General features: G+C 68.0%; 24 protein-coding genes. 19 read left to right on the forward strand and 5 right to left on the reverse strand.

The window, feature by feature from the left end; all coding sequences use genetic code 11:
• Positions 1 to 76: 76 nt before the first annotated feature.
• Positions 77 to 403: a hypothetical protein gene (locus AB3X07_RS10020; RefSeq protein WP_369944358.1), complete on the reverse strand. Its 327-nt coding sequence runs from the start codon at positions 401 to 403 to the stop codon at positions 77 to 79.
• Positions 404 to 532: 129 nt separating this feature from the next.
• On the reverse strand, positions 533 to 658 hold the full coding sequence (gene ykgO / locus AB3X07_RS10025; protein WP_010342887.1) for a type B 50S ribosomal protein L36: 126 nt from the start codon (positions 656 to 658) through the stop codon (positions 533 to 535).
• A gap of 172 nt (positions 659 to 830) precedes the next feature.
• On the opposite strand from ykgO, the gene cmk reads away from it, so the two are divergent.
• From cmk to galU, 8 genes are all read left to right on the forward strand, one after another.
• Positions 831 to 1,502, forward strand: a complete 672-nt coding sequence (gene cmk / locus AB3X07_RS10030; RefSeq protein ID WP_369944708.1) for a (d)CMP kinase — start codon at positions 831 to 833, stop codon at positions 1,500 to 1,502.
• Between the two features lie 234 nt (positions 1,503 to 1,736).
• The gene (gene rpsA / locus AB3X07_RS10035) at positions 1,737 to 3,416 is read left to right on the forward strand and encodes a 30S ribosomal protein S1 (RefSeq protein WP_369944359.1); all 1,680 of its coding nucleotides are present in this window, start codon (positions 1,737 to 1,739) and stop codon (positions 3,414 to 3,416) included.
• A gap of 79 nt (positions 3,417 to 3,495) precedes the next feature.
• Positions 3,496 to 3,801 carry an integration host factor subunit beta gene (locus AB3X07_RS10040; RefSeq protein WP_369944360.1) on the forward strand — a complete coding sequence of 102 codons (306 nt, stop codon included), beginning with the start codon at positions 3,496 to 3,498 and terminating at the stop codon, positions 3,799 to 3,801.
• Positions 3,802 to 3,881: 80 nt separating this feature from the next.
• Entirely contained in the window at positions 3,882 to 4,181 is a 300-nt protein-coding gene (locus AB3X07_RS10045) for a LapA family protein (protein WP_369944361.1), read from the forward strand.
• 6 nt (positions 4,182 to 4,187) lie between these two features.
• On the forward strand, positions 4,188 to 5,366 hold the full coding sequence (lapB, locus tag AB3X07_RS10050) for a lipopolysaccharide assembly protein LapB (RefSeq protein WP_369944362.1): 1,179 nt from the start codon (positions 4,188 to 4,190) through the stop codon (positions 5,364 to 5,366).
• A complete protein-coding gene (locus tag AB3X07_RS10055; RefSeq protein ID WP_369944363.1) occupies positions 5,367 to 6,338 on the forward strand; it encodes an MraY family glycosyltransferase in 972 nt (323 codons plus the stop codon).
• A gap of 17 nt (positions 6,339 to 6,355) precedes the next feature.
• Positions 6,356 to 8,266, forward strand: a complete 1,911-nt coding sequence (locus tag AB3X07_RS10060) for a polysaccharide biosynthesis protein (protein WP_369944364.1) — start codon at positions 6,356 to 6,358, stop codon at positions 8,264 to 8,266.
• Positions 8,266 to 9,147 carry a UTP--glucose-1-phosphate uridylyltransferase GalU gene (gene galU / locus AB3X07_RS10065; RefSeq protein WP_369944365.1) on the forward strand — a complete coding sequence of 294 codons (882 nt, stop codon included), beginning with the start codon at positions 8,266 to 8,268 and terminating at the stop codon, positions 9,145 to 9,147. The genes AB3X07_RS10060 and galU overlap by 1 nt, the downstream gene beginning before the upstream one ends.
• A gap of 293 nt (positions 9,148 to 9,440) precedes the next feature.
• On the opposite strand, the gene AB3X07_RS10070 is transcribed toward galU, so the two are convergent.
• The 3 genes from AB3X07_RS10070 to AB3X07_RS10080 form a co-directional block, all read right to left on the reverse strand.
• A complete protein-coding gene (locus AB3X07_RS10070; RefSeq protein ID WP_369944366.1) occupies positions 9,441 to 10,646 on the reverse strand; it encodes an acetyl-CoA C-acyltransferase in 1,206 nt (401 codons plus the stop codon).
• A gap of 154 nt (positions 10,647 to 10,800) precedes the next feature.
• Positions 10,801 to 13,173, reverse strand: coding sequence for a 3-hydroxyacyl-CoA dehydrogenase/enoyl-CoA hydratase family protein (locus tag AB3X07_RS10075; RefSeq protein ID WP_369944367.1), 2,373 nt, complete (start codon positions 13,171 to 13,173; stop codon positions 10,801 to 10,803).
• A gap of 60 nt (positions 13,174 to 13,233) precedes the next feature.
• Positions 13,234 to 13,866 (reverse strand): TetR/AcrR family transcriptional regulator, encoded by a 633-nt coding sequence (locus AB3X07_RS10080; protein WP_369944368.1) that lies wholly within the window; start codon positions 13,864 to 13,866, stop codon positions 13,234 to 13,236.
• Between the two features lie 216 nt (positions 13,867 to 14,082).
• On the opposite strand from AB3X07_RS10080, the gene ndk reads away from it, so the two are divergent.
• The 11 genes from ndk (at position 14,083) to AB3X07_RS10135 (ending at position 26,389) form a co-directional block, all read left to right on the forward strand.
• Positions 14,083 to 14,508, forward strand: coding sequence for a nucleoside-diphosphate kinase (gene ndk, locus AB3X07_RS10085; protein WP_002812972.1), 426 nt, complete (start codon positions 14,083 to 14,085; stop codon positions 14,506 to 14,508).
• Between the two features lie 9 nt (positions 14,509 to 14,517).
• A complete protein-coding gene (rlmN, locus tag AB3X07_RS10090; RefSeq protein WP_369944369.1) occupies positions 14,518 to 15,723 on the forward strand; it encodes a 23S rRNA (adenine(2503)-C(2))-methyltransferase RlmN in 1,206 nt (401 codons plus the stop codon).
• A 22-nt stretch (positions 15,724 to 15,745) separates the two neighbouring features.
• Positions 15,746 to 16,528: a type IV pilus biogenesis/stability protein PilW gene (locus AB3X07_RS10095; protein ID WP_369944709.1), complete on the forward strand. Its 783-nt coding sequence runs from the start codon at positions 15,746 to 15,748 to the stop codon at positions 16,526 to 16,528.
• Positions 16,525 to 17,412 (forward strand): helix-turn-helix domain-containing protein, encoded by an 888-nt coding sequence (locus tag AB3X07_RS10100; protein WP_369944370.1) that lies wholly within the window; start codon positions 16,525 to 16,527, stop codon positions 17,410 to 17,412. Before AB3X07_RS10095 ends, AB3X07_RS10100 begins: the two co-directional genes overlap by 4 nt.
• Before the next feature lie 64 nt (positions 17,413 to 17,476).
• Positions 17,477 to 18,115 carry a YfgM family protein gene (locus tag AB3X07_RS10105; RefSeq protein WP_369944371.1) on the forward strand — a complete coding sequence of 213 codons (639 nt, stop codon included), beginning with the start codon at positions 17,477 to 17,479 and terminating at the stop codon, positions 18,113 to 18,115.
• A complete protein-coding gene (gene bamB, locus AB3X07_RS10110; protein WP_369944372.1) occupies positions 18,115 to 19,470 on the forward strand; it encodes an outer membrane protein assembly factor BamB in 1,356 nt (451 codons plus the stop codon). Before AB3X07_RS10105 ends, bamB begins: the two co-directional genes overlap by 1 nt.
• 17 nt (positions 19,471 to 19,487) lie before the next feature.
• Entirely contained in the window at positions 19,488 to 20,885 is a 1,398-nt protein-coding gene (gene der / locus AB3X07_RS10115) for a ribosome biogenesis GTPase Der (protein WP_369944373.1), read from the forward strand.
• A 7-nt stretch (positions 20,886 to 20,892) separates the two neighbouring features.
• The gene (mobA, locus tag AB3X07_RS10120; protein WP_369944710.1) at positions 20,893 to 21,498 is read left to right on the forward strand and encodes a molybdenum cofactor guanylyltransferase; all 606 of its coding nucleotides are present in this window, start codon (positions 20,893 to 20,895) and stop codon (positions 21,496 to 21,498) included.
• Positions 21,495 to 22,712, forward strand: coding sequence for a gephyrin-like molybdotransferase Glp (gene glp, locus AB3X07_RS10125; RefSeq protein ID WP_369944374.1), 1,218 nt, complete (start codon positions 21,495 to 21,497; stop codon positions 22,710 to 22,712). Before mobA ends, glp begins: the two co-directional genes overlap by 4 nt.
• 194 nt (positions 22,713 to 22,906) lie before the next feature.
• Positions 22,907 to 24,046 (forward strand): molybdopterin-synthase adenylyltransferase MoeB, encoded by a 1,140-nt coding sequence (gene moeB, locus AB3X07_RS10130; RefSeq protein ID WP_369944375.1) that lies wholly within the window; start codon positions 22,907 to 22,909, stop codon positions 24,044 to 24,046.
• 504 nt (positions 24,047 to 24,550) lie between these two features.
• Positions 24,551 to 26,389, forward strand: coding sequence for a monovalent cation:proton antiporter-2 (CPA2) family protein (locus AB3X07_RS10135; RefSeq protein ID WP_369944376.1), 1,839 nt, complete (start codon positions 24,551 to 24,553; stop codon positions 26,387 to 26,389).
• The last annotated feature ends 3 nt before the right edge of the window (positions 26,390 to 26,392 follow it).

Genomic DNA, 26,392 nt, shown 5'->3' on the forward strand with positions numbered 1-26,392 from the left:
ATTTAAGTCCCCGCACATGGATGTGCGGGCTCTTGCGAAGGGGCGCGCATAAAAACGCTTGCGAGGGACCCGCGCACTACCGGATCGCAGGCTTGGGGCCGACCTCGTCGGCATCGACCTTGTTGGATACCACGTCCACCACCTTGTTCTTCTCGAAGTACACGGTGAAGGCCGGGTACACCCAGCGGTGGATCGTCGGCCACTGCCGCTTCTGCCCGCCGCGCGGGTCGAGCTTCTGCTGCGGGGCGCCGTAGCGCGATTCGACCTCGCCCATGCTCAGGCCGCGCGCGGGCATCGCCGCCACGGGTTCCTGCTTGACCCGTTCGACCAGCAGGGTCTCGGCGCTGGCGACGCCGGCAACGCCCAGGACGGCCAGCAGCAAGGCGGACAGACGGTGCTTCATCACGGTGTGCTCCCCAGAGGACGAACGGCGATTACAGCAAACTTCGGCAACAAAAAACCGCCCGAAGGCGGCTTTCGTCGATGACCCGTCACCGTGGGCGCGGTGCCGCGGGGCGGGGTCGTCGTCGGATCAGCGCTGGCGCGCCTTGAAACGGGGGTTCGACTTGCAGATCACGAAGACCTTGCCGCGGCGGCGGACCACCTTGCAGTCGCGGTGACGGGCCTTCGCCGACTTCAGGGAGGACAGGACTTTCATGGCACACCTCGGCGTAAACTTGTGGATTCGAAAGGGCGCGGCGTGGCGCAAGCCGCGTCGCTGGATCAGTAAGCCGGCGATTGTAGCCTGGTTTTCTTCATGGTTTCAACTGCTTGCGCCAGCACGGCCGGCGTCGGGGCTACAATGCGCCGCCCCACGTCCGAGGAACCGCATGAACGAGCCCGCTCCCGTCCTGACCATCGATGGCCCGTCCGGGGCCGGCAAGGGCACTGTCAGCCGCATCGTGGCGGCCCAGTTGGGCTGGCATTACCTGGATTCCGGGGCGCTGTACCGCGCGGTCGGCGTGGCCGCCAGTTGGGCGAACCTGGACATTTCCGACGCCGCGGCCCTGGTGCGCTGCACCTTCGATACCCGGGTGGATTTCGAGGAAGTCGCCGGCGGCGGCCTGCGGGTCCGGATCAACGGGGCCGACGCCACCGACGAATTGCGCCTGGAGACGACCGGTGCGGTGGCCTCGGCGATCGCCGCGATTCCGGAGGTGCGGGCGGCGCTGAAGCAGCGCCAGCGCGCGTTTCGGTGCCCGCCGGGGCTGGTCGCCGACGGGCGGGATATGGGCACGGTGATTTTCCCGGACGCCCCGTACAAGGTGTTCCTGACCGCCAGTGCCGAGGAGCGCGCCATGCGCCGGCATAACCAGTTGAAGGGAAAAGGGGTTTCCGTTATATTCGACGACCTGCTGCGCGAGATCATGGCCCGCGACGCACGCGATGCCCAGCGTTCGGTGGCGCCCCTGAAGCCGGCAGACGATGCCGTGCTGCTCGACACCACCGGCATGGACATCGACCAGGTGGTGGGCCGCGTGCTGGCGTTGCTGCCCGTCTGAGGGCCGCGCCGGGGCAGGGTGGCAGCATGGCGCCGATCCGACGCCATGGAGGCGAGTTGCATCGCAGGGCGCTTCACCGTCGTACCGCAACACCGTTGTTCCAGGCTCCGCCGCGCAATCCCGCGCTGCGGTTTTCCCATTTCACACCCGGCCGCGATTTTGGGCCGACTAACAGGTGGGCAGTTCGCCGTTTCCCTCAGGCCGCTGTCCGTGTGTCCACTAGAGTAATTTCAAATGACCGAATCTTTTGCCGAACTGTTCGAAGCCAGCCAAGCCAACCTGGCGAAGCTGAAGCCCGGCTCCATCGTCACCGGTACCGTCGTGGAAGTCCGCGGCGACGTGGTGGTGATCAACGCCGGCCTGAAGTCCGAAGGCATCGTGCCGATCGAACAGTTCCGTAACGACGCTGGCGAGATCGACGTCGCCGAAGGCGACCTGGTCAAGGTCGCCCTCGACTCGCTCGAGAACGGCTTCGGCGAAACCGTGTTGTCGCGCGAGAAGGCCAAGCGCGCCATGGTGTGGGACGAGCTGGAAGAAGCGTTGGAGAAGAACGAAACCATCACCGGCCGCATCAGCGGCAAGGTCAAGGGTGGTTTCACCGTGGACATCAAGGATGTCCGCGCGTTCCTGCCTGGTTCGCTGGTGGATGTGCGCCCGGTGCGCGACCCGGCCTACCTGGAAGGCAAGGAGCTGGAGTTCAAGCTCATCAAGCTGGACCGCAAGCGCAACAACGTCGTGGTCTCGCGCCGCGCTGTCGTCGAGAGCGAGCACTCGGAAGAGCGCGAGCAGCTGATGGACAAGCTGCAGGAAGGCGCGATCCTGAAGGGCGTGGTCAAGAACCTGACCGACTACGGCGCGTTCGTGGACCTGGGCGGCATCGACGGCCTGCTGCACATCACCGACATGGCCTGGAAGCGCGTGCGCCATCCGTCCGAAGTCGTGAACGTCGGCGACGAGCTGGACGTGCGCGTGCTGAAGTTCGACCGCGAGCGCAACCGCGTCAGCCTCGGCCTGAAGCAGCTGGGCGAGGATCCGTGGGACAACATCGCGCGTCGCTACCCGGCCAACAGCCGCGTGTTCGGCAAGGTCTCCAACGTTACCGATTACGGCGCGTTCGTCGAGATCGAGCCGGGCGTGGAAGGCCTGGTGCACGTGTCCGAGATGGACTGGACCAACAAGAACGTCAACCCGTCCAAGGTCGTGCAGGTCGGCGACGAAGTCGAAGTGATGGTGCTGGACGTGGACGAAGAGCGTCGCCGCATCTCGCTGGGCATGAAGCAGGTCGCCGCCAATCCGTGGGAGACCTTCGCCGCCACCCACAAGAAGAACGACAAGGTGTCCGGCCAGATCAAGTCGATCACCGACTTCGGCATCTTCATCGGCCTGGACGGCGGTATCGACGGCCTGGTGCACCTGTCCGACATCAGCTGGAACACCACCGGCGAAGACATCGTGCGCAACTTCAAGAAGGGCGACACGCTGGAAGCCGTGGTGCTGGCGGTGGACCCGGAGCGCGAGCGCATCAGCCTGGGCGTTAAGCAGCTGGAGCAGGATCCGTTCGGCCAGTACATGGCCGCCAACCCGAAGGGCTCGAAGGTCGAGGGCACGGTGCGTGAAGTGGACGCCAAGGGCGCCACCATCGACCTGGCCGACGGCATCGAAGGCTACGTCGCCGCGCGCGACATCGCCAACGAGCGCGTCGACGACGCCACCCAGCACCTGAAGGTCGGCGACAAGATCGAAGCCAAGTTCGTGGGCATGGACCGCAAGGGCCGCACCCTGCAGTTGTCGATCAAGGCCAAGGACGATGCCGAAATGCGCGAAGTGCTGGAGGAATACCAGTCCGCGTCGGGCGGCACCACCCAACTGGGCGCGCTGCTGCGTGCGCAGTTGAACGGCAACAAGTCCGAGTAATCCGTTCCACGCAGTGTGTCCGCCACGGCCCGGTCGATCCGGGCCGTGGCGGCTTGCGACCCCACCGCACGAATCCGCGATGACCAAGTCCGAATTGATCGAAATCCTGGCGCGCAAGCAGGCGCATCTGAAGTCGGACGACGTCGATCTGGCGGTGAAGTCGCTATTGGAAATGATGGGCGGCGCGCTGTCCGGCGGCGACCGCATCGAGATTCGCGGTTTCGGCAGTTTTTCCCTGCATTACCGGCCGCCGCGCCTGGGACGCAATCCCAAGACCGGCGAATCCGTCGCGCTTCCCGGCAAGCATGTGCCGCACTTCAAGCCGGGCAAGGAATTGCGCGAACGCGTCAGCGGCGTGGTTCCGATCGAGTCCGATTCGCCCTGAGTCGAGGCGGCGGACGGCGGGTTTGTTCCGGAATCCCGATCCGTTCGGCTAATCTAGCGCTCCCGACGCTGGAGACCTCCATGAAAATCGCCCGACTGCTGATATTGCTGGTGTTCCTGCTGGCCGGCCTGGTCATTGGATCGCTGAACTCGCAGCAGATCGTCATCAATTTCGGTTTCACCGGCATCACCACCACCTCCGGCATCGCCATCATCGTGGCGCTGTTCGCCGGCGTGCTGATCGGCGCGTCGCTGCTGCTGGCCACGCTGGTGATTCCCCTGTACGCCAAGCTGCGCCGCGCCAACAAGGCCGCGGTCGCCGCGAACACGCCGGCCGCCGCGCCGGCATCGACCTACACCCAGCCCGTGGACGGACGCTGATCTTCGATGGACTTCCTGACCGAGTGGTTCTGGTTCTTCCTGTTCCTGCCGCTGGCTGCGTTGAGCGGGTGGGTCATCGGCCGCCGCGGCGGCCAACGCCATGGCGATACCCAGGTCAGCCGCCTGTCCAGCACCTACTTTCGCGGCCTGAACTATCTGCTCAACGAGCAGCCCGACAAGGCGATCGAGCTGTTCCTGCATATCGCCGAACTGGACAAGGAAACCTTCGAGACCCAGGTCGCGCTCGGTCACCTGTTCCGGCGGCGCGGCGAAGTCGATCGCGCGATCCGCCTGCACCAGGGCCTGGTGCAGCGCACCGACCTGAGCGACCAGCAGCGCGTGCAGGCCTTGCTGGCGCTGGGCGAGGACTACATGAAGTCGGGCCTGCTGGATCGCGCCGAGACCGTGTTCACCGAACTGGCGCAGATCGACCAGCGCGCACCGCAGGCGCTCAAGCACCTGATCGGCATCTACCAGGCCGAACGCGACTGGGAAAAGGCGATCGACAACGCTACCCGTTACGAAGAGGTGACCGGCGAGCCGATGGGCAAGCTGATCGCGCAGTTCGAATGCGAACTGGCCGACCGCTATCGTGCGTCCGGCAATGCCGAGCTGGCGCGTGCCGCGATCGCGCGCGCCTACCAGGCCGACGCCACCTCGGTGCGCGCGGGCATCCTGGAAGGGCGCATCGACGTGGACAGCGGCAACGACGAGGCCGCGATCCGCGCCTTCGAGCGCGCCGCGCGGCATGATCCGGACTACCTGCCGGAGATCATGCCGGCGCTGATGGACTGCTATCGCCGCGGCAACGACCTCAGCGGCGCGCGTGCGTTCCTGTCGGAAATGACCGAGCACTACCGCGGCATCGCCCCGGTGCTGGCGCTGACCCGGCTGATGGAGTCGCAGGAAGGCGTGTCCGCGGCGCGCGCCTACCTCGGCCGGCAGTTGAAGGATCGGCCGTCGGTACGCGGCGAATCGGCCCTGATCGACCTGACCCTGGCCGAGGGCGCCGATTCCACCGCCACCCTGCAGGACCTCAAGCACATCACCGACCAGTTGCTGGTGCGCAATCCCAGCTACCGCTGCACGCGTTGCGGCTTCGGCGCGCGCACCCACCACTGGCAATGCCCGAGCTGCAAGGAGTGGGGCACGGTCAAGCCGCTGCTCAACTACGCGGTGGTGTAGGTGCCCGCCGCAGCTTGGGCGCTGCTCGCGGCGCTGGCGGCGCTCAGCGCGATCGGGACGTGGCTGTCGCGGCGCTACGCCCTCAACCGCAACCTGATGGACGCTCCCGGCGAGCGCCGCAGCCATACCGTGGCGACGCCGCGCGGCGGCGGCGTGGCGATCGTGGCCACGGTGCTGGCGGGCTGCGCCTACGCGGCGTGGCTGTGGCCGCAACAGAGCATGGCGATCGCGATGTTCGCGACCGGGCTGGTGCTCGTCGCCGGCATCGGCTGGTGGGACGACCACCGCCCGCTGTCGGCCGCGCTGCGGCTGGTGGTGCATGCGGTGGCGGCCAGCTTGCTGGCGGCACTTGTCTACCGTGTGCACCACGACCCGTGGCTGGCGGCGCTGAGCTGGCTGGCGACGATCTCGCTGATCAACATCTGGAACTTCATGGACGGCATCAACGGCCTGGCGACCAGCCAGGCGATGCTGGTCGCCCTGGGGTTCGCAGGGTTCCTGCCGGGGCCGCTGCGCTGGGCGTGCCTGGTGCTGCTCGTGGCCTGCGCCGGCTTCCTGCCGTTCAACTTTCCGCGGGCACGCATCTTTCTCGGCGACGTGGGGAGCGGGGCGCTCGGATATCTGGTCGCGGCGTTGTTCGCCTGGAGCTGTCTCGCGACCGACGTCACGCCATGGTTGCTGTTGATACCGATATCGGCGTTCGCCATCGACGCAGGCTTCACGTTGCTCTCGCGCATGCTGGCCGGCGAACGTTGGTGGCAGCCGCATGCGCAACATTTTTACCAGCGTTGGGTACATACGGGCAGGAGCCACACCGTGGTGACGCTTGCCTATGCCCTGTTCAGCATTGTCGCGATTACAATTGCCTGGTTCGGCGGTACGTTGCGAACCGGGGGGCAGGTCGGATTGGCGCTGGGCTGGTATGTGGCGGCGAGCGTGCTTTGGCTGACGTTGCGCAAGGGATTGCGCTGAATTCTCATGGATACCTGATGCTCTCGATCCGCGACCGTTTTACCGAGTTGTTCCCCAAGGCCTCCGTGGTCGTGCACGATCTGACCATCGTGTGGATCTGCTGGCAGCTGCTGCATGCAGCGCGCTACACGATGCTGCCCGGCGAGCACCCGCTGCCGTTGTGGAACCTCAATACCGCCATCGTGCTGGTGGCGCAGGGCCTGGTGTTCTGGAAGGTCGGCCTGTATCGCGGACTGTGGCGCTTCGCCAGCGTTCCCGACCTGCTCAACATCTTCAAGGCCAGCTTCTACGGCCTGGTCGCGATCGTGCTGGGGCTGGCCTACAGCCGCTTCGATTCGATCCCGCTGTCGGTGCTGATGGTGTATCCGTTCGCGTTGTCGGCGCTGCTCGGCGCGCCGCGGTTGCTGTATCGCGCGTGGAAGGACTATCAGATCGCGCATTCGGATGAGACCGCGCGGCGCGTGCTGATCGTCGGTGCCGGCCGCGCGGCCGAAACCCTGGTGCGCGACCTGCGCCGTTCCGGTGCCTATCATCCGGTCGGGTTCGTCGACGACGCCGCCCATCTGCATGGCGCCAAGCTGCAGGGCCTGCCGATCCTGGGCCGGATCGACGAAGCCGGTGCGATCGCCAAGGAAACCGCGGCCAAGCTGCTGGTGATCGCGATCCCGTCGCTGGACGCGGCCGGCATGCAGCGGGTGGTGGCGATCTGCGAAAGCACCGGCCTGCCGTTCCGCACCGTACCGCGCCTGCTCGACGTGCTCGAAGGCCACTTTCTGCCGGGCGAGCTGAAGGAGGTCGCGATCGAGGACCTGCTCGGGCGCAAGCCGGTGACGCCGGACTGGAAGCTGATCAAGGGCTGGTTGTCCGGGCGCACGGTGATGGTGACCGGTGCCGGCGGTTCGATCGGTTCGGAGCTGTGCCGGCAGTGCGCGCGGCATGGTGCGCAGAAGGTAGTGTTGCTGGAGATCGACGAACTGGCGTTGATCACCATCCACGCCGATCTGCATCGCACCTTTCCCGACCTGGAAATCGAATGCGTGCTCGGCGACTGTGGCGATCCGGCGGTGACCCGCCACGCGATGCGCCTGGCCGAGCCCGATGCGGTGTTCCATGCCGCCGCTTACAAGCAGGTGCCGCTGCTGGAGCGGCAGTTCCGCGAGGCCGTGCGCAACAACGTGCTGGCCACCGAAACGGTGGCCCGCGCCTGCATCGCGGCCAAGGTTTCGACCTTCGTGTTCATCTCCACCGACAAGGCGGTCAATCCGGTCAACGTGCTCGGCGCCTCCAAGCGCTACGCGGAGATGGTGTGCCAGTCGCTGGACGACCAGGCGGTCGGCACGCGCTTCGTCACCGTGCGCTTCGGCAACGTGCTCGATTCGGCCGGCAGCGTGGTGCCGCTGTTCCGCGAGCAGATCCGCCAGGGTGGCCCGGTCACGGTCACCGATCCGCAGGTGACCCGTTACTTCATGACCATTCCCGAGGCCTGCCAATTGATCGTGCAGGCCGCAGCCTCGGCGTCGCACGGTGCGATCTACACGCTGGACATGGGCGAGCCGGTGCCGATCCGGCTGCTCGCCGAACAGATGATCCGCCTGGCCGGCAAGCAGCCCGGCCGCGACATCGCGATCGTCTATACCGGCTTGCGTCCTGGCGAGAAGCTGCACGAGACCCTGTTCTACGCCGACGAGAACTATCGCGCCACGTCGCATCCCAAGATCCTGGAAGCCGGCGTCCGCAGTTTCTCGCGCGACGACGTCCTGCAGGGGCTGCAGCAATTGCGTGCCGCGGTGGCCGAGTACGACAGCGACGGCATCGAGAAAGTGCTGCGCACGACGATGCCTGAATTCGCGCCCTTGCGCCAACAGGGCGCTCACGATGGCTCCGCTACAATCGTTCCTTTCCCCGCACGCGAGGCCAGAAGGCTCTGATGAGCAAGAGAATCCGCAAGGCAGTTTTTCCGGTCGCAGGTCTGGGTACCCGCTTCCTTCCCGCCACCAAGACGGTGCCCAAGGAAATGTTGCCGATCATCGATCGGCCGCTGATCCAGTACGCGGTGGACGAAGCGATCGAAGCCGGGTGCGACACCTTGATCTTCGTCACCAACCGCTACAAGCATGCGGTTGCGGATTATTTCGACAAGGCCTACGAGTTGGAACAGAAGCTCGAGCGCGCCGGCAAGCACGAGCAGCTGGAAATGATCCGCAACGTGCTGCCTGAGGGCGTACGCGCGATCTTCGTAACCCAGGCCGAGGCGCTGGGGCTGGGCCATGCGGTGCTATGCGCCAAGTCGGTGATCGGCGACGAGCCGTTCGCGGTGCTGCTGCCGGACGACCTGATCTGGAACCGCGGCGATGGCGCGCTGAAGCAGATGGCCGATCTCAACGAGCGCAGCGGCGCCAGCGTGATCGCGGTGGAAGACGTGCCGCACGAGAACACCGCCAGCTACGGCATCGTGGCCACCGAAGCCTTCGACGGCCGCAAGGGGCGCATCGCGCAGATCGTCGAGAAGCCCAAGCCGGAAGACGCGCCGAGCGATCTGGCGGTGGTGGGGCGCTACGTGCTCAGCTCGAAGATCTTCGAACTGCTGGAAAGCACCGGCACCGGTGCCGGCGGCGAGATCCAGCTGACCGACGCCATCGCCGCGCTGTTGAAAAGCGAGGAAGTCGATGCCTACCGCTTCGAGGGCACCCGCTTCGACTGCGGGACCCATCTGGGCCTGGTCGAGGCGACCATCCGCTTCGCGCTGGAGAACAAGAAGCTGGCCAAGCCGGCGCGCGAGAAGCTGACCCAGATGCTCTCCGAGGAGTGAGCCTGGCGCCGCGCGCCGCTGCAGCCGACGCGCAAGCCGAATCGCTCCACCAGTATCAAGCGGATGCGTCAACACAAGCGGATGAGTCGATCCAGATGAGAGTCGACTCGGATGAAGAACGAAAAAGGCAGCCGAGAGGCTGCCTTTTTTGTTGCTGCGCCGGTCTGTTATCACACGTGTTTCGCCGTACCCTCACCCCAACCCCTCTCCCGACGGGAGAGGGGGGCATGCGCTGCGAGTGAGCGGGCGGCCACATGCGGGTCCGCACCATGCCAGGGATCCATCGAGCGTGCTTACAGCGCCTCGATGATGCCCGCGGCGCCCATGCCGGTGCCGATGCACATGGTGACCATGCCGTACTTCTGCTTGTGCCGGCGCAGGCCGTGCACCAAGGTTGCGGTACGGATCGCGCCGGTGGCGCCGAGCGGATGGCCCAGGGCGATGGCGCCGCCCAGCGGGTTGACCTTGGACGGGTCCAGGCCGCTGTCGCGGATCACCGCCAGCGACTGCGCGGCGAAGGCTTCGTTGAGCTCGATCCAGTCCAACTGGTCCTTTGTCAGTCCGGCCTGCTTGAGTGCCTTCGGAATCGCCTCGATCGGGCCGATGCCCATCACCTCCGGACGCACGCCGGCGACCGAGAAGCTGACGAAGCGGGCCAGCGGGGTCAGCCCGTAGTCCTTGATCGCCTGCTCGGAGGCCAGCAGCACCGCACCGGCGCCATCGCTCATCTGCGAGGAGTTGCCGGCGGTGACGCTGCCGCCGAACTGGCCGTTGCGGAACACCGGGCGCAGCTTGGCCAGGCCTTCGATCGAGCTGTCGGGACGCGGGCCCTCGTCGGTGTCGACCAGCTTCTTGCGCAGGGCGATGACGTTGCCGGCCAGGTCCGGCTGGTGCGAGAGGATCTCGTAGGGGCTGATCTCGTCGCGGAATTCGCCGGCGGCGATCGCGGCGATGGCCTTCTGGTGCGAGGCGAGGGCGAAGGCGTCCTGGTCCTCGCGCGACACCTTCCATTCCTCGGCCACCTTCTCGGCGGTGATGCCCATGCCGTAGGCGATGGCGACGTGGTCGTCGGCGAACACGCTCGGCGACAGCGCCACCTTGTTGCCCATCATCGGCACCATCGACATCGATTCGGTGCCGCCGGCCAGCATCAGGTCGGCGTTGCCCAGGCGGATCTGGTCGGCGGCCAGCGCCACCGCCTGGATGCCCGAGGAGCAGAAGCGGTTGATGGTCTGCCCGGCCACCGAGTTCGGCAGGCCGGCCAGCAGCACGCCGATGCGCGCCACGTTCATGCCTTGCTCGCCTTCGGGCATCGCGCAGCCGATGATCGCGTCGTCGATGCGCGCCGTGTCGATGCCCGGCGCCTGCGCCACCACCGCGCGCAGCACGTGCGCCAGCATGTCGTCGGGACGGGTATTGCGGAACATGCCCTTGGGCGCCTTGCCGACCGGGGTGCGGGTGGCGGCGACGATGTAGGCTTCTTGGATCTGTTTGCTCATGGCTTTCTCCGAAAGCCGGGAATAGGGAATGGGGAGTCGGGAATCGTGAAGCGATTCGCGCGATCTGCAGCAGTCCTATTTCCGGCAGAAAATTAGGGGGGGAGAAGGAGGAGCCGGGAATGCGTTTCCATTCCCGATTCCCCATTCCCGATTCTCAGTTCCTAAGCGGCTTACCCGTCTTGAGCATGTGCCCAATCCGCGCCTGGGTCTTTTCCTGCTGCGCCAGTTCGACGAAGTGCTTGCGCTCGAGCTTGAGCAGCCATTCCTCGTCCACCAGCGCGCCGCGGTCGACTTCGCCGCCGCACAGCACAGTGGCGATGCGGGTGGCGATCTCGTAGTCGTACTCGCTGATGAAGCGGCCTTCCAGCATGTTGACCAGCAGCATCTTGAAAGTGGCGATGCCGACGTCGCCGGCGACCTGGATGCGGCGGGCCGGCAGCGGCGGACGGTAGCCGCCCTCGGCCAGGGCGCGCGCCTCGGCCTTGGCGATGTACAGCGACTCGTAGCTGTTGAACACCACCTTGTCGGTGCCGCGCAGCAGACCCAGTTCCTTGGCGTTGACCGCCGAGGTGGAGACCTTGGCCATGGCCACGGTCTCGAAGGTCTTCTTCAGCTCGGCGAACACGTCACCGCCCGGGCCCGCGGCCTGGGCCGCGCGCACCGCGATCTCCTTGAGGCCGCCGCCGGCCGGCAGCAGGCCCACGCCGGCCTCGACCAGGCCGATGTAGCTCTCCAGCGCGGCCACGGTCTTGGCGCTGTGCATCTGGAACTCGCAGCCGCCGCCCAGCGCCAGCCCGCGCACCGCCGCGACCACGGGGACCAGCGAATACTTGATGCGCTGGCTGGTGGCCTGGAAGTTGGCGACCATCGCCTCGAACGCATCGACCTTGCCGGCCTGCAGCAGGCCCAGCGCGCCGGCCAGGTCGGCGCCGGCGGAGAAGGGTTCCTTGTGCTGCCACAGCACCAGGCCCTTGAAGTCCTTCTCGGCGCGGCCGACCGCTTCCTGCAGGCCGTCCAGCACCTGGTCGGAGACGGTGTTCATCTTGGTCTTGAAGCTGACCACGGCGATGTCGTCGCCGTCGTGCCACATGCGCAGGCCGTCGTTCTCGAACACGGTCTCGCCCTGCGCGAACTTCTCGCCCAGCAGCGGATCGGGGAAGCGCTGGCGCTGGTACACCGGCAGCGCCGAGCGCGGCAGCTTGGCGTCGCGCGCCGGGCTGTACGAGCCTTCGGCCGCGTGTACGCCGTCGCGGCCGTCGAACACCCAGTTCGGCAGCGGCGCGCTGCTCATGCTCTTGCCGGCGGCGATGTCGTCGGCGATCCACTGCGCGACCTGCTTCCAGCCCGCGGCCTGCCAGGTCTCGAACGGACCCAGCGCCCAGCCGTAGCCCCAGCGGATCGCCAGGTCCACGTCGCGCGCGGTCTCGGCGATGTCGGCCAGGTGGTAGGCGCTGTAGTGGAACAGGTCGCGGAAGGTCGCCCACAGGAACTGCGCCTGCGGATGCTGGCTCTCGCGCAGCTTGGCGAACTTCTCGGCCGGGTTCTTGATCTTCAGGATCTCGACCACCTCCGGCGCGGCGGCGCGGTCGGCGGGGCGGTAGTCCTGCTTCTGCAGGTCCAGTACCACGATGTCCTTGCCGACCTTGCGGAAGATGCCGGCGCCGGTCTTCTGGCCCAGCGCGCCCTTGCCGATCAGCGCCTCCAGCCACTTCGGCGCCTTGAAGAAGGCATGCCAGGGATCGTTCGGCAGGGTATCGCCCATGGTCTTGATGACGTGCGCCATGGTGTCCAGACCGACCACGTCGGAGGTGCGGTAGGTGGCCGACTTCGGCCGCCCGACCAGCGGGCCGGTGAGGCCGTCGACCTCGTCGAAGCCCAGGCCGAACTGCTCGGTGTGGTGGATGGTGGACAGGATCGAGAACACGCCGATGCGGTTGCCGATGAAGTTCGGGGTGTCCTTGGCGTAGACCACGCCCTTGCCCAGGGTGGTGACCAGGAAGCTCTCCAGGCCTTCCAGCACCGCCGGCTCGGTGTGCTTGGCCGGGATCAGCTCGGCCAGGTGCATGTAGCGCGGCGGGTTGAAGAAGTGCACGCCGCAGAAACGGTGGCGCAGCTGCTCCGGCAGCACGTCGGACAGCGCGTTGATGCCCAGGCCGGAGGTGTTGGAGGCCAGCACTGCGTGGTCGGCCACGAACGGCGCGATCTTCTTGTACAGGTCCTGCTTCCAGTCCATGCGCTCGGCGATGGCTTCGATGATCAGGTCGCAGCCGCGCAGCTGCTCCAGGCCTGCGTCGTAGTTGGCCGGGGTGATGGCCTCGGCCAGCGCGGTGCTGGCCAGCGGCGCCGGGCTGAGCTTGGTCAGGTTGGCGATGGCCTTGAGCACGATGCCGTCGGGGTGGCCGTCCTTGGCGGGAAGGTCGAACAGGACGGTGTCGACGCCGGCGTTGGTCAGGTGCGCAGCGATCTGCGCGCCCATCACGCCCGCGCCCAGGACGGCGGCACGGCGGACTAGCAGGGGATTGGACATAGCGATCAGCCTCTGTGGGTCAACGATTGCGGGATACGGACGAAAACGGGTCTTGCGGGATCAGGGCGCGGAGCCGGCCATGAAGCCGGCTTCGGCGAAACGGATCAGTTCGCGCGCGGCGTGGGCGCGGTGCGCGCCTTCGCTGACCCCGGCCGGGCGCTTGATCAGGCCGAAGTCGGCCATCGCGTAGGTCAGCGCGCCGGCCAGGAAGTCCAGGCGCCAGTACAGCTCTTCCTTGCTGAGTCCAGGCACGCAGACGGCGATGGCCTTGCCGAACTCGCGCAGCACATGGCCGTAGTGATCGGACAGGAATTGGCGCAGGCTGTCGTTCTTCTCGGCATAGGCGCGGGCGATCACGCGCACGAAGGCGCCGCCGCTCTGGCGGTCCTGGGCCATCGCCAGCGCCGGCTCCACGAACGCGGCCAGCACCGGCCCGAGCTGGCCGGGATGCTGGCGCTGCGCGGCCTCCAGCTGCGCCAGGCGCGCGGCGGTCATCTCGTCCATGCGCCGCCGGAACACCTCGTTGACCAGGTTCTCCTTGGAGCCGAAGTGGTAATTCACCGCGGCGATGTTGACGTCGGCCTGGCTGGTGACCTGGCGCAGCGAGGTGCCGGAAAAGCCATGCTGCGCGAACAATTCCTCGGCCGCGCTGAGGATGCGGTCCTTGGTCGAGAAGTGCGCTTGCTTTGCCATGCGGCCGCCGGAATCAATCAAACGATTGTTTGAGTCTAGGCCCCGGTTGCGGTCGCGTCATGTTGCGGCGCAGCACGATTCAGCCTGCGGCCGTGCAAAGCGGTTTGCGATTGGATAGAATTGTCCATCGCAATTCTGGCTAAGCCCGCGTTTTGACGCGGGTTTTTTTCATGCTAACCTCGGGCCTTCAGTGGCCCGCCCAACGGAGAATTTCCCATGGCGCTGGAGCGCACCCTGTCCATCATCAAGCCCGATGCCGTCGCCAAGAACGTCATCGGCGAGATCTATTCCCGCTTCGAGAAGGCCGGCCTGAAGGTCGTGGCCGCCAAGTACAAGCAGCTGTCGCGCCGCGAGGCCGAGGGTTTCTACGCCGTGCACCGCGAGCGTCCGTTCTTCAACGCGCTGGTCGAGTTCATGATCTCCGGCCCGGTGATGATCCAGGCGCTGGAAGGCGAGAACGCCGTCGCCGCGCACCGCGACCTGCTCGGCGCCACCAACCCGAAGGACGCCGCGCCGGGCACCATCCGCGCCGACTTCGCCGATTCGATCGACGCCAACGCCGCGCACGGCTCGGACTCGGTCGAGAACGCCGCCAACGAAGTGGCGTATTTCTTCGCCGCCACCGAAGTGGTTTCGCGCTAAGAGGTCATCGTGAACGAGGTCGCCCACACTCCCTTGGCGCTCCCCGATCCGGTCCGGACCGGCGGCGCGACCAAGCAGAATCTGCTCGACCTCGATCGCGAGGGGCTGGAGCGCTTCTTCGCCGAGACCCTCGGCGAAGCGCGCTACCGCGCCCACCAGGTGATGAAGTGGATCCACCATCGCTACGTCACCGACTTCGACCAGATGACCGACCTCGGCAAGGCGCTGCGCGCCAAGCTGCAGCAGCATGCCGAGGTCGTCGTCCCCAACATCGTGTTCGACAAGCCTTCCGCCGACGGCACCCACAAGTGGCTGCTGGCGATGGGCGTGGATGGCAAGAACGCGATCGAGACCGTGTACATCCCCGACAAGACCCGCGGCACGCTGTGCGTGTCCTCGCAGGTCGGCTGCGGCCTCAACTGCACCTTCTGCTCCACCGCCACCCAGGGCTTCAACCGCAACCTGTCCACCGCCGAGATCATCGGCCAGGTGTGGGTGGCGGCGCGGCATCTGGGCAACGTGCCGCATCAGATGCGCCGTCTCACCAACGTGGTGATGATGGGCATGGGCGAGCCGCTGATGAATTTCGACAACGTCGTGCGCGCGATGAGCGTGATGCGCGACGACCTGGGCTACGGCCTGGCCAACAAGCGGGTCACGCTGTCGACCTCCGGCCTGGTGCCGATGATCGATCGCCTGTCCACCGAGAGCGACGTGTCGCTGGCGGTGTCGCTGCATGCGGCCGACGACGCGCTGCGCGAGACGCTGGTGCCGCTCAACAAGAAGTACCCGGTCGCCGAGCTGATGGCGGCCTGCGCGCGCTATCTGCGCGCCAACAAGCGCCGCGAGTCGGTGACCTTCGAATACACCCTGATGAAGGGCATCAACGACCAGCCCGAGCACGCGCGGCAACTGGCGCGGCTGATGCGCCAGTTCGACAACGCGGTGCAGGCGGCGAATTCGGGCAAGGTCAATCTGATCCCGTTCAATCCGTTCCCGGGCACGCGCTATGAGCGTTCCGGCGACGCGGAGATCCGCGCGTTCCAGAAGATCCTGCTCGATGCGCAGGTGTTGACCATGGTGCGGCGCACGCGCGGCGACGACATCGATGCGGCTTGCGGGCAGCTGAAAGGGCAGGTCATGGACCGGACCCGTCGCCAGGCCCAGTTCCAGCGCGAGTTGCAGACGCGGGCGGACCGGGATGCGGCGGCTTAGGCAGACGCTGGCTATCGCGATGCTGGCCGCGACCTTGCTGGCGCTGACGGCCTGTGCCGGGCGCTCCGGCAAAGCCGGTCGGGTGCGCAGCGTCGAGCAAGTGGCCCCGGACTACGAATTTCGCGACAGCGCCGCCGTCAAGGCGCGCTACGCCCTGGAGGAGCAACTGGGCCTGGCCAGCAACCGGCTCAACGGCGGCGACTTGGCCGGTGCCGAGCAGCATGCGCGCAAGGCGCTGGCGATGGCGCCGGAGTCGGTGCAGGCGCATACGCTGCTGGCCGTGGTTGCCGGCAGTCGCGGCGATGCCGCCACTGCCGGCGAGCATTACCGCAAGGCGGCGGAACTGGCGCCGGAGCGCGGCGATACCTTGAACAACTATGGCGCCTGGCTGTGCGCGAATGGCTCGGTCGCCGAGTCGCTGCAGTGGTTCGACCGTGCCCTGGCCGCGCCCGGTTACGCCACGCCGGCCTCGGCGCTGGCCAATGCCGGTGGCTGCGCGCTGCAACTCGGCCAGCGCGAACGCGGCCTGCGCGACCTGCGCAAGGCGCTGGCGCTGGAGCCGGGCAACGCGTACGCCTTGGAAGCCATGGCGCGCGACGAAGCGGCGCAGGGGCGCTTTTTCGAGGCACGGGCCTTCTCGGAACGGCGCTTGTCGGCTGCGCCGGCCACGGCTTCCGTGTTACAACTTGCTATTCAGATTGAACAAGGGCTGGGCGACAAGGCTGCCGCCGGCCGTTACCAACAGCGGTTGCGCATGGAGTTTCCCGACGCCGCGACCACGACACCCGGGGCTAGTGCATTGTGATCAGTGAGTCCAATCCGAACGCTTTCGAAAGCGCCAAAGGTTGCGGGCAACAACTCCGCGAGGCGCGCGAGGCGGCCGGTCTGAGCATCGACGACGTCGGCAGCCGGCTGCGCATGCCGGTGCATGTCGTGCGTGCGCTCGAAGAGGAAGAGTGGCAGCGCCTGGGCGCGCCGGTGTTCGTGCGCGGGCAGTTGCGCAGTTACGCCCGCCTGCTCGGGGTGGATCTGGATCCACTCCTGGAAAGCGCGCGCATCGCGCCGGTGCAGCCGGTGGAGCTGATCAGCCACACGCACACGCCGCCGCTGCGGCGCATGCTGGAAAGCGCCACCCGGCGCATGGTGTACGTGGTGATCACGGCCGGACTGGCGGTGCCGGTCTGGTATGCGACCCGCACCCATTTCGCCGACGACGGCCCGAGCACGGCCTCGCTGGACGTGGTGCCGGCGGCTCCCGGCGACGCGGCGCGGTCCGCGCCAGCGGGCGCTGCGGGCAACGGCAGTGCGCCGGCGGCCGCGCCGACCGAGCGCGCCGCGCCCAGCGCCGCCCCGTACATCGCGTCGCTGACGCCGCTGCCGCGCGCTTCCAGCGAGGATCACGCGTCCGGCGCGGCGGCGCAGAAGGCCGGTCTGAGCCTGTCGTTCCAGGGCGACAGCTGGGTGCAGATCATCGCCCCGGACGGGACGCCGCTGGAAAAGGCGCTGTTGAAGGCGGGCGAGACGCGCGCCTACGCGCCGGGCCAGGTGGGCCGCATCGTGCTGGGCAATGCCTCGGCGGTCCAGGTTCAGCAATCCGGTAGTACCGTGGATCTGACCCCGTACAAGCGCGCGAACGTGGCCCGCTTTGCGGTATCCTCTGACGGTTCCGTGGTGCCTGCCTCCGAGTGACGGCGGCGCGGTTCCTCAATCTCAACATTTCATGTCCCGCCGTCGCGGCGGGGCGAGAGTACGCATGGCGATCGACGACCTGCTCGACGAGCACGAACAAAGCGAACGCGTCCGCACTTGGCTCAGGAAAAACGGCGCCGGCCTGATCGGCGGCATTGCCTTGGGCATCGGCGCGATCATTGGCTGGCAGTGGTGGAGCAAGCAGCATTCCAGCGACCTGGCGCAGGCCAATTCCCGCTACGACGCCGTGCTCAAGAGCATCCAGGCCAAGCAACTGGACAAGGCGAGCAAGGACATGGCAGCGCTGCAACAGGGCCCGGCCAACATCTACGCCGAGCTGGCCGCGCTGCGCCTGGCCAAGGCCCAGGCCGACGACGCCAAGTACGACCAGGCGCTGGCCACCTTGCGCGGGCTCAAGACCGAGGGCGAGCTGAAGCTGCTGGTCGACCAGCGCGTGGCGCGGCTGCTGATCCAGACCGGCAAGAGCGACGAAGCGCTGAAGCTGCTGGCCACGGCCGACGACAACCAGAGCCTGGAACTGCGCGGCGATGCGTTGATCGCGCTGGGCAGGCGCGATGCCGCGCGCGACGCGTATGCCAAGTCGTTGACCACCCTGGACGTGGCGGCGCCGCAGCGGCGACTGCTGGAAACGAAATTGATGGATGCCGGCGGCACCGTGCCGAATCCTGCGGAGCCGATCTGATGAAGGTAGTCATGTTCAAGCGCGTCGCGACGGTCGCCCTGCTGGGCCTGGCGCTGTCCGGCTGCAGCACGGTCAAGGGCTGGTTCGCGGGCAAGGACGCGGCCGCCAAGAAGGCCGCCGAGCCGGCCGAATTGGTCGATTTCAAGCCGTCTGTGAAGGTGTCCAAGCTGTGGTCCACCGATGGCGGCAAGGGCGAGCAGCGCATCGGCGTGCGCCAGCATCCGGCCGTCGCCGACGGCAAGGTGTATCTGGCCGCGACCTCAGGCTCGGTCTACGCGCTGGATCTGCAGACCGGCAAGACCGTGTGGGAATACGACGCCAAGAAGGCGCGCAAGGCGCGCCTGTCGCAGGCGCAGGAACAGCCGGAAAGCCAGGTCGAGGGCGAGTCGAGCAAGGGCCTGTCCAAGGATGAGCGCGCCGCCTACAAGCAGCGCCTGCGCAACGAGAAGCAGCAGGCCAAGGAGCGCAAGCGGCTGGAGAAGAACCGTCCGCTGCCGCGTTTCGCCGGTGGTCCGGGCGTGGGCGACGGGCTGGTGGTGGTGGGCGGCCTGAACGGCGAAGTGATCGCGCTCGATGCCGCCAACGGCAGCGAGAAGTGGCGCGCCAAGGTGCCCAACGAAGTGATCGCCGCGCCGGTGGTGGCGCAGAACCTGGTGTTCGTGCGCAGCAACGACGGTCGCGTCACCGCGTTCGACGCGGGTACCGGCCAGCAGCGCTGGTTCCACTCGCAGGAATTGCCGACCCTGACCGTGCGCGGCAACGCGCCGGTGGTGGCCGGTCCGGGCGTGCTGTTCATCGGCAACGACGACGGCACCCTGTCGGCGCTGGCGATGCCGGACGGGCGCGAGCTATGGCAGCAGACCGTCGGTGTGCCGGAAGGCCGCACCGAGCTGGAACGCATGGCCGACGTGGACGGCGCGCCGGTGCTGGATGGCACCACTCTGTACGCGGCCAGCTTCAAGAACCAGACCGTGGCGCTGGAAGGCCCCAGTGGCCGTCCGCTGTGGACCCGCGATCACGGCAGCGCCGGCGGCGTCGGCGTCAGTTCCGGCAGCGTGGTGGTGGCCGACACCGCCGGTTCGGTGTGGGCGCTGGACAAGGCGACCGGCTCGGCGACCTGGTCGCAGGCGGCGCTGGCGCGGCGCTCGCTGACCGGTGTCGCGATCCAGGGCGACTATGCGGTGGTCGGCGACTACAAGGGCTATCTGCATTGGCTCAAGCTCGACAACGGCGAGATCGCCGCGCGCGAGCGGGTGGGACGTAAGGCGCTGGTGGCGCAGCCGGTGGTGGCCGATGGCATCCTGCTGGTCCAGAACACGAAAGGCGACCTGACCGCGTTCCGGTTGGGTCAATAAAGGAAAGGAAGTTCGCGATGCTGCCGCTGGTCGCCCTGGTTGGACGGCCGAATGTCGGCAAGTCCACGCTGTTCAACGCGCTGACGCGCAGCCGTGACGCGCTGGTCCACGACCAGCCAGGCGTCACCCGCGATCGCCACTACGGGGTATGCCGGCTGCAGCCGGAAACCCCGTTCGTGATCGTCGATACCGGCGGTATCTCCGGCGAGGAGGAAGGCCTGGCCGGCGCCACCGCCGAGCAGGCGCGCGCCGCCGCCGGCGAAGCCGATCTGGTCCTGTTCGTGGTCGATGGCCGCGAGGGCGCGTCCGCGCTCGACGACGAGATCCTGGCCTGGCTGCGCAAGCTGGCCCGACCGACCCTGCTGCTGATCAACAAGATCGACGGCATCGACGAGGACCAGGTCCGCGCCGATTTCGCGCGCTACGGCCTGGGCGAGGCGATCGCGGTCTCCGCCGCGCACCGCCACGGCATCGACGACCTGCTCGAGGTGGTCCTGGAGCGGTTGCCGGAGGAGGGCGCAGGCGAGACCCTGGACACCGATCCGGCGCGCATGCGCATCGCCTTCGTCGGCCGTCCCAATGTCGGCAAGTCGACCCTGGTCAACCGCCTGCTCGGCGAGGAGCGGATGATCGCGTCCGAGGTGCCGGGCACCACCCGCGACTCGATCGCGGTGGATCTGGAGCGCGATGGCCGACTGTACCGGCTGATCGACACCGCCGGCCTGCGCCGCCGCGGCCGGGTCGAGGAGGCGGTGGAGAAGTTCAGCGCGTTCAAGACGTTGCAGGCGATCGAGCAGTGCCAGGTGGCGGTGCTGATGCTCGATGCCGGCGAAGGCGTGACCGACCAGGATGCGACCGTGTTGGGCGCGATCCTCGATGCCGGCCGCGCCCTGGTGGTGGCGATCAACAAGTGGGACGGGCAGAGCGATTACCAGCGCGCCCAGGCCGAGGATCTGCTGTCGCGCAAGCTTGGCTTCGTCAGCTGGGCCGAGGCGGTGCGGATCTCCGCCAAGCACGGCTCGGGCATGCGCGAGCTGTTCCTGGCGATTCATCGCGCGCACGCCTCGGCGGTACGTGAATTCAGCACCAGCGAGGTCAACCAGGCGCTGGAAGTGGCCTACGAGAGCAACCCGCCGCCGAGCATCCGCGGGCATGTCTCCAAGCTGCGCTACGTGCATCCGGGCGGCAGCAATCCGCCGACCTTCATCGTCCACGGCACGCGCCTGAAGGTGCTGCCGGAATCGTACAAGCGTTACCTGGAAAACTTCTTCCGCAAGCGCTTCAAGCTGGTCGGCACGCCGGTGCGCTTCCTGTTCCGCGAAGGCGCCAACCCGTACGAAGGCAAGAAGAACGTGCTGACCGAGCGCCAGATCGCCAAGAAGCGGCGCCTGATGAAGCACGTCCGCGGCAAGTAGGCGGATGATCGACGCGCGGCGCGAGGTCACGCTGGGCATCCTCGCCGGCGGCCGCGCGCAGCGCCTGGGCGGCCGCGACAAGGCTTGGCTGCTGCGCGATGGACAACCGCTGGTGCAGCGCCTGGCCCAGGCGCTGGCGCCGTCGCTCGCGGCGGTGCTGGTCAGCGCCAACCGCGCGTTGCCGCGCTATGCCGATGGCGGCCTGCAGGCAGTGCCCGATCGCGTCGCCGCGGCGCGGGACGCCGAGCGTTCGCTGGGGCCGATCGCCGGGCTCGATGCACTGGCCGCAGCCTGCACGACGCCCTGGCTGCTGACCGTGCCGGTCGATCTGTGCGTGGTCCCGCCGGCACTGCCGGCGCTGCTGGTGACCGCCGGCAGCGAAGGAGCCGGCGCCTATGCCGAGGACGACGACGGCGTGCAGCCGCTGGTGGCGCTGTACCGCATCGATGCGTTGCGACCGGCGCTGGCCGCGGCGCTGGCGGCCGAGCGCTATGCGCCGAGCGCGCTGCAACGGCAACTGGACATGGTTCGCGTGCGCCTGCCCGGCGTCGTGCTGGGTAACCTCAACACGCCGCAGGATCTGCGCGCAGCGGGTATCCTGCCCGCGCCATGACCGATTATCCGACCCGTATCGCCTATTCCGAGGCGCTGGCCATCGTCGCCGCCGTCGCCCAGGCGCGGCCATTGCCGGCCGAACGCCTGGCGCTGCCGCGCGCCGATGGACGCATCCTGCTCGAAGCGCTGCACGCGCCGATCGACCTGCCGCCGTTCGCCAACAGCGCGATGGACGGCTTCGCGGTGCGTCACGTCGACCTCGCCGCGCAGGGGCCGAGCCTGCTGCGGCTGGCCGGCGAACAGTTCGCCGGCGAGGATCTGCGGCAAGTGCTGGAAACCGGCGACTGCCTGCGCATCACCACAGGCGCCCCGCTGCCGGCCGGCGCCGATACGGTGGTGATCAAGGAGAACGTGGTCGAACGCGCCGGCCAGGTGGAAGTGCCGGCCGCGCCTGTCGTCGGTGCGCACGTGCGCGCCCGTGGCGAGGACGTGCGCGCCGGCGAGCGCGTGCTCGACGCCGGGGTGGCGCTGACGCCGTCGCGGATCGGCCTGGCCGCCGCGCTGGGCGTGGCGCAACTGGCGGTGGCGGCGCGGCCGACGGTGGCGGTGTTCGCCACCGGCGACGAACTGGTCGAGCCGGGCATGCCGCTCAAGCCGGGACAGATCTACAACAGCAACCGCGACATGCTGATGGCGCAACTGCGCCTGCTCGGCCTGGAACCGACCGCATGGCCGACGCTGCCGGACGATCCGCAGCGGATCGACAGCATGCTGAGCGATGCCGCCTCCGCATTCGACGTGGTACTGACCTGCGGCGGCGTGTCCGCCGGCGAGAAGGACTACCTGCCGCGGTTGTTGGCCGAGCGCGGCCGCATCCATTTCTGGAAGGTCCGCATGCGCCCAGGCATGCCGTTGCTGTTCGGCGAACTGGACCGGGCCCTGTTCCTCGGCTTGCCGGGCAACCCGGTGTCGGTGCTGGCGACCTTCCTGGCGATCGGGCAGCCGTTGCTGGATGTGTTGCAGCAGCGCACCGAACCGCGTCCGCAGTGGCGCGCGCGGCTGGCCTCGGGCTGGGACAAGCGCCACGACCGTCTCGAGTTCCTGCGCGGGCGCATGCGTTGCGACGCGGACGGCCAGCTGTGGGCGGAGCCGAATCCGGCCGATGGCTCGCACCGCCTGCGTGGCGCCGCCGACAGCGACGTGTTGCTGCGCCTGGACGAGGGTGCGCGCCGCTTCGAGGCCGGCGAGGTGGTCGAGGTGTTTCCGTACTGAGTCCTTGCGTCTGCGTTCTCGCGCGGGTCGTATAGGCGCATCCTGCGGTCGCGGCTCCCCGTAGGCAGCGCTGGCGCCGCGCCGACGCAAGGCAGTGCAGTCGGCGCCGTGCTCGCGGCTGGCGGTGCGCCATGGAACGGTGCATGCCCTGCGGCGCGAAGGACGCGACATGGCTTTGCGCCGATAATGCATCCATGAGCATCCGAGAACTGACGCCGCAACAGGCCCACGCATGCATCGCCCAGGGCGCGCGGCTGATCGACGTGCGCGAGGAACACGAGCGCGCGTCCGGCATGGCCGAGGGCGCGGTCGGCATCGCACGCGCGCACCTGCAAGGCGACCCGGCCGCACACCTCGGCGCCGCCGATGCCGAAGTGATCCTGATCTGCCAGAGCGGCAAGCGCTCGCATGACGCGGCGCTGTTCCTGCAGCGGGCCGGCTATTCGGCGGTGGCGTCGGTGCTGGGCGGTACCACGCGTTGGCAGCGCGAAGGCTTGCCGTTGCAGCGGCCGGCGCTGGCGCCGGAGCAGCAGGATTTCTTTGAGCGCTATTCGCGGCACCTGCGCCTGCCCGAGGTCGGTGTCGAGGGCCAGCGCCGGTTGCAGGCCGCGCGCGTGCTGCTGGTCGGTGCCGGCGGGCTGGGCTCGCCAGCCGGGTTCTACCTGGCCGCGGCCGGGGTCGGCCAGCTACGCATCGCCGACGACGACGTGGTCGAGCGCAGCAACCTGCAGCGGCAGGTCCTGCACACCGAAGCGCGCATCGGGGAGGCCAAGGTGACGTCGGCCGCCGCGGCGCTGGGCGCGCTGAATCCGGGCGTGGCGGTCGAGGCGGTGCGCGAGCGGGTGACCGCGGCCAATGTCGAGCGCCTGCTGCAGGACGTCGACGTGGTACTGGACGGCTCGGACAACTTCCCGGCCCGCTACCTGCTCAACGACGCCTGCGTGAAGCTGGGAAAACCGCTGGTGTATGGGGCGGTGCAGCGCTTCGAGGGCCAGGTCAGCGTATTCGATGCCGGTCGCCGGCGCGGCCAGGCGCCGTGCTACCGCTGCCTGTTCCCGGAGCCGCCGCCGCCGGAGTTCGCGCCTAACTGCGCCGAGGCCGGCGTGCTCGGCGTGCTGCCCGGCATCGTCGGCCTGCTGCAGGCCAACGAGGTGTTGAAGCTGCTGCTGGACATCGGCGAGCCGCTACGCGGGCGCTTGCTGTACTTCGACGCGCTGGCGATGCGCTTCCGCGACACCCGCCTGGCCGCCGACCCGCAGTGCCCGGTCTGCGCGCCGGGGAAGGCCTTCCCTGGCTATCTCGACTATGCCCAATTCTGCGGCGTGGAGCACTAGCCCTTCTCTCCAGAGAAAGGAGGGTGAGAGCACGAGGCGAAGCCCTCGCGTTCTTGGATTGAATGGCTTTGCCAGAATCCGCATCCGCCTCTGCGGGGGCAACGCAAAAGCGCCCGCTGCCCCCGGTGGGAGAATGGCAAGGACGACAGCGGCGCGCGATGTTGTTGTCGCAGCGGTGGCCCATGACAAGCGATTCGTCATGTCGACCCGCTCGCTCCAGCGCTCGCGGCACCCTGTAGGAGCGGCTTCAGCCGCGACAACCACCCCATCGCAAGCATCGCGTACAGACACCCGCGCCACAACATGCAGGCCACAGCGGCACTGCGTCTGGTGGCGCGCGCCCACTGCACGCAACACCCGGGCGCGAACGCCGCTGCATGTTGACACGCACGATAACGCGGCGGGTTGCGCTACGCCTCCGCGACGAGCAGGCGGCTACCGTCCCGCCGCCATGCCGCACGCCAGTCCATGGGGTTGCTCCAGCCTTGTGCGTAGAATCGGCGCATGACCAACGCAGCCGACAGCAGTGAATTGATCAAGGTCGTGGCGCTGCTCGGCGCCGCGGTGGTGGCGGTGCCGGTGTTCCGGCGCCTGGGCCTGGGCTCGGTGCTGGGCTATCTCGCCGCGGGCCTGGCGATCGGTCCGTTCGGACTGGGCTGGTTCTCCGATCCGCAGGCGATCCTGCATGTGGCCGAACTGGGCGTGGTGATGTTCCTGTTCGTGATCGGCCTGGAGATGCGGCCGTCGCACCTGTGGAGCCTGCGCAAGCAGATCTTCGGCCTGGGCGCGCTGCAGATCTCGGTCTGCGCGGTGGCGCTCACGCTGGTCGGACTGGCCCTGGGCATGCCGTTGCCGGTGGCCTTCATCGCCGCGTCCGGCTTCGTGCTCACCTCCACCGCGGTGGTGATGCAGTTGCTTGGGGAGCGCGGCGACATCGCCTTGCCGAGCGGGCAGAAGATCGTCGCGATCCTGCTGTTCGAGGACTTGCTGATCGTGCCGCTGCTGGCGGTGGTGGCCTGGATGGCGCCGGTACCGGCCGCTGCCGATGCGCCCTCGCGCTGGATCGGCATCGGCATCGGTGCGGCGGCGATCGTCGGTCTATTGGTGGCCGGGCGTTGGCTGCTGAACCCGCTGTTCCGGTTGCTGGCCGCGGCCAAGGCGCGCGAAGTGATGACCGCGGCGGCGCTGCTGGTGGTGCTGGGCGCGGCGCTGCTGATGCAGCTCGGCGGGCTGTCGATGGCGATGGGCGCGTTCCTGGCCGGGGTGCTGCTGTCCGAATCCACCTTCCGCCACCAGATCGAGGCCGATATCGAACCGTTCCGCGGCATCCTGCTCGGGCTGTTCTTCCTCGGCGTGGGCATGGCGCTGAACCTGGCGGTGGTGGCGGCGAACTGGACGCTGATCCTCACCGGGGTGCTCGCGTTCATGGCGGCCAAGGCCGCGTGCATCTACCTGGTCGCGCGTCTCACCGGCTGCGGCAATGCGCGGGCGCTCGATCGCGGCGTGCTGATGGCGCAGGGCGGCGAGTTCGCGTTCGTGCTGTTCGCCGCGGCCAGCGCCGCCGGGGTGATCGACGCCCGGATCAACGCCAACCTGACCGCCATCGTGGTGCTGTCGATGGCGCTGACCCCGCTGTTCGCGCTGCTGTACCGGCGCTGGGCGCCGGTGGAGGCGCCGTCGCTGGACGGCGTGGAGGCCGCCGAGGGACTGACCGGCAGCGTGTTGATCATCGGCTTCGGCCGCTTCGGTCAGGTCGCCAGCCAGTCGCTGCTGGCGCGCGACGTGGACGTGACCATCATCGACAACGACATCGAGATGATCCAGAGCGCGGCCGAATTCGGGTTCAAGATCTACTATGGCGACGGCACCCGCCTGGACGTGTTGCACGCCTCCGGCGCGCACAGCGCGCGCGCGATCGCGGTGTGCGTCGACGATCGCGAGGCGGCCAACCGCATCGTCGAACTGGCCACGCAGGAGTTTCCGCACGCCAAGCTGCTGGTGCGCTCGTTCGATCGCGAACATTCGCTGAAACTGATCGCGGCCGGCGTGGACTACCAGATCCGCGAGACCTTCGAGTCGGCGGTGGAATTCGGCCAGGCGGCGCTGATCGAACTGGGCATGGCCGAGGACGAGGCCGCCGGCATCGCCCGCGAGATCCGCCGCCGCGATGCCGAGCGCCTGGAGCTGGAGATCGCCGCCGGCGACGTGCGCGCGGGCAGGGGACTGATGTACGGCAACGCGATCCCGGCCGTGCCCAAACCCACGCCGTTCACCACGCCGCGGCGCGAAAGCCGCACGCTCAATCCGGAGGCGGTGCCGGCGGACGAGCGCCGTAGCGACTAAGGC

The organism is Xanthomonas sp. DAR 35659, assembly GCF_041242975.1.
In the GTDB taxonomy this organism is placed as follows: Bacteria; Pseudomonadota; Gammaproteobacteria; order Xanthomonadales; family Xanthomonadaceae; genus Xanthomonas_A; species Xanthomonas_A medicagonis.

Coding starts and splice junctions, on each gene's coding strand:
- AB3X07_RS10040 (WP_369944360.1), top strand. CDS start 3,496: ATGACCAAGTCCGAATTGATCGAAATCCTGGCGCGCAAGCAGGCGCAT.
- AB3X07_RS10080 (WP_369944368.1), bottom strand. CDS start 13,866: ATGGCAAAGCAAGCGCACTTCTCGACCAAGGACCGCATCCTCAGCGCG.
- lapB (WP_369944362.1), top strand. CDS start 4,188: ATGGACTTCCTGACCGAGTGGTTCTGGTTCTTCCTGTTCCTGCCGCTG.
- galU (WP_369944365.1), top strand. CDS start 8,266: ATGAGCAAGAGAATCCGCAAGGCAGTTTTTCCGGTCGCAGGTCTGGGT.
- der (WP_369944373.1), top strand. CDS start 19,488: ATGCTGCCGCTGGTCGCCCTGGTTGGACGGCCGAATGTCGGCAAGTCC.
- ndk (WP_002812972.1), top strand. CDS start 14,083: ATGGCGCTGGAGCGCACCCTGTCCATCATCAAGCCCGATGCCGTCGCC.
- cmk (WP_369944708.1), top strand. CDS start 831: ATGAACGAGCCCGCTCCCGTCCTGACCATCGATGGCCCGTCCGGGGCC.
- AB3X07_RS10020 (WP_369944358.1), bottom strand. CDS start 403: ATGAAGCACCGTCTGTCCGCCTTGCTGCTGGCCGTCCTGGGCGTTGCC.
- AB3X07_RS10060 (WP_369944364.1), top strand. CDS start 6,356: ATGCTCTCGATCCGCGACCGTTTTACCGAGTTGTTCCCCAAGGCCTCC.
- AB3X07_RS10070 (WP_369944366.1), bottom strand. CDS start 10,646: ATGAGCAAACAGATCCAAGAAGCCTACATCGTCGCCGCCACCCGCACC.
- ykgO (WP_010342887.1), bottom strand. CDS start 658: ATGAAAGTCCTGTCCTCCCTGAAGTCGGCGAAGGCCCGTCACCGCGAC.
- rpsA (WP_369944359.1), top strand. CDS start 1,737: ATGACCGAATCTTTTGCCGAACTGTTCGAAGCCAGCCAAGCCAACCTG.
- AB3X07_RS10105 (WP_369944371.1), top strand. CDS start 17,477: ATGGCGATCGACGACCTGCTCGACGAGCACGAACAAAGCGAACGCGTC.
- bamB (WP_369944372.1), top strand. CDS start 18,115: ATGAAGGTAGTCATGTTCAAGCGCGTCGCGACGGTCGCCCTGCTGGGC.
- AB3X07_RS10045 (WP_369944361.1), top strand. CDS start 3,882: ATGAAAATCGCCCGACTGCTGATATTGCTGGTGTTCCTGCTGGCCGGC.
- AB3X07_RS10075 (WP_369944367.1), bottom strand. CDS start 13,173: ATGTCCAATCCCCTGCTAGTCCGCCGTGCCGCCGTCCTGGGCGCGGGC.
- moeB (WP_369944375.1), top strand. CDS start 22,907: ATGAGCATCCGAGAACTGACGCCGCAACAGGCCCACGCATGCATCGCC.
- AB3X07_RS10135 (WP_369944376.1), top strand. CDS start 24,551: ATGACCAACGCAGCCGACAGCAGTGAATTGATCAAGGTCGTGGCGCTG.
- glp (WP_369944374.1), top strand. CDS start 21,495: ATGACCGATTATCCGACCCGTATCGCCTATTCCGAGGCGCTGGCCATC.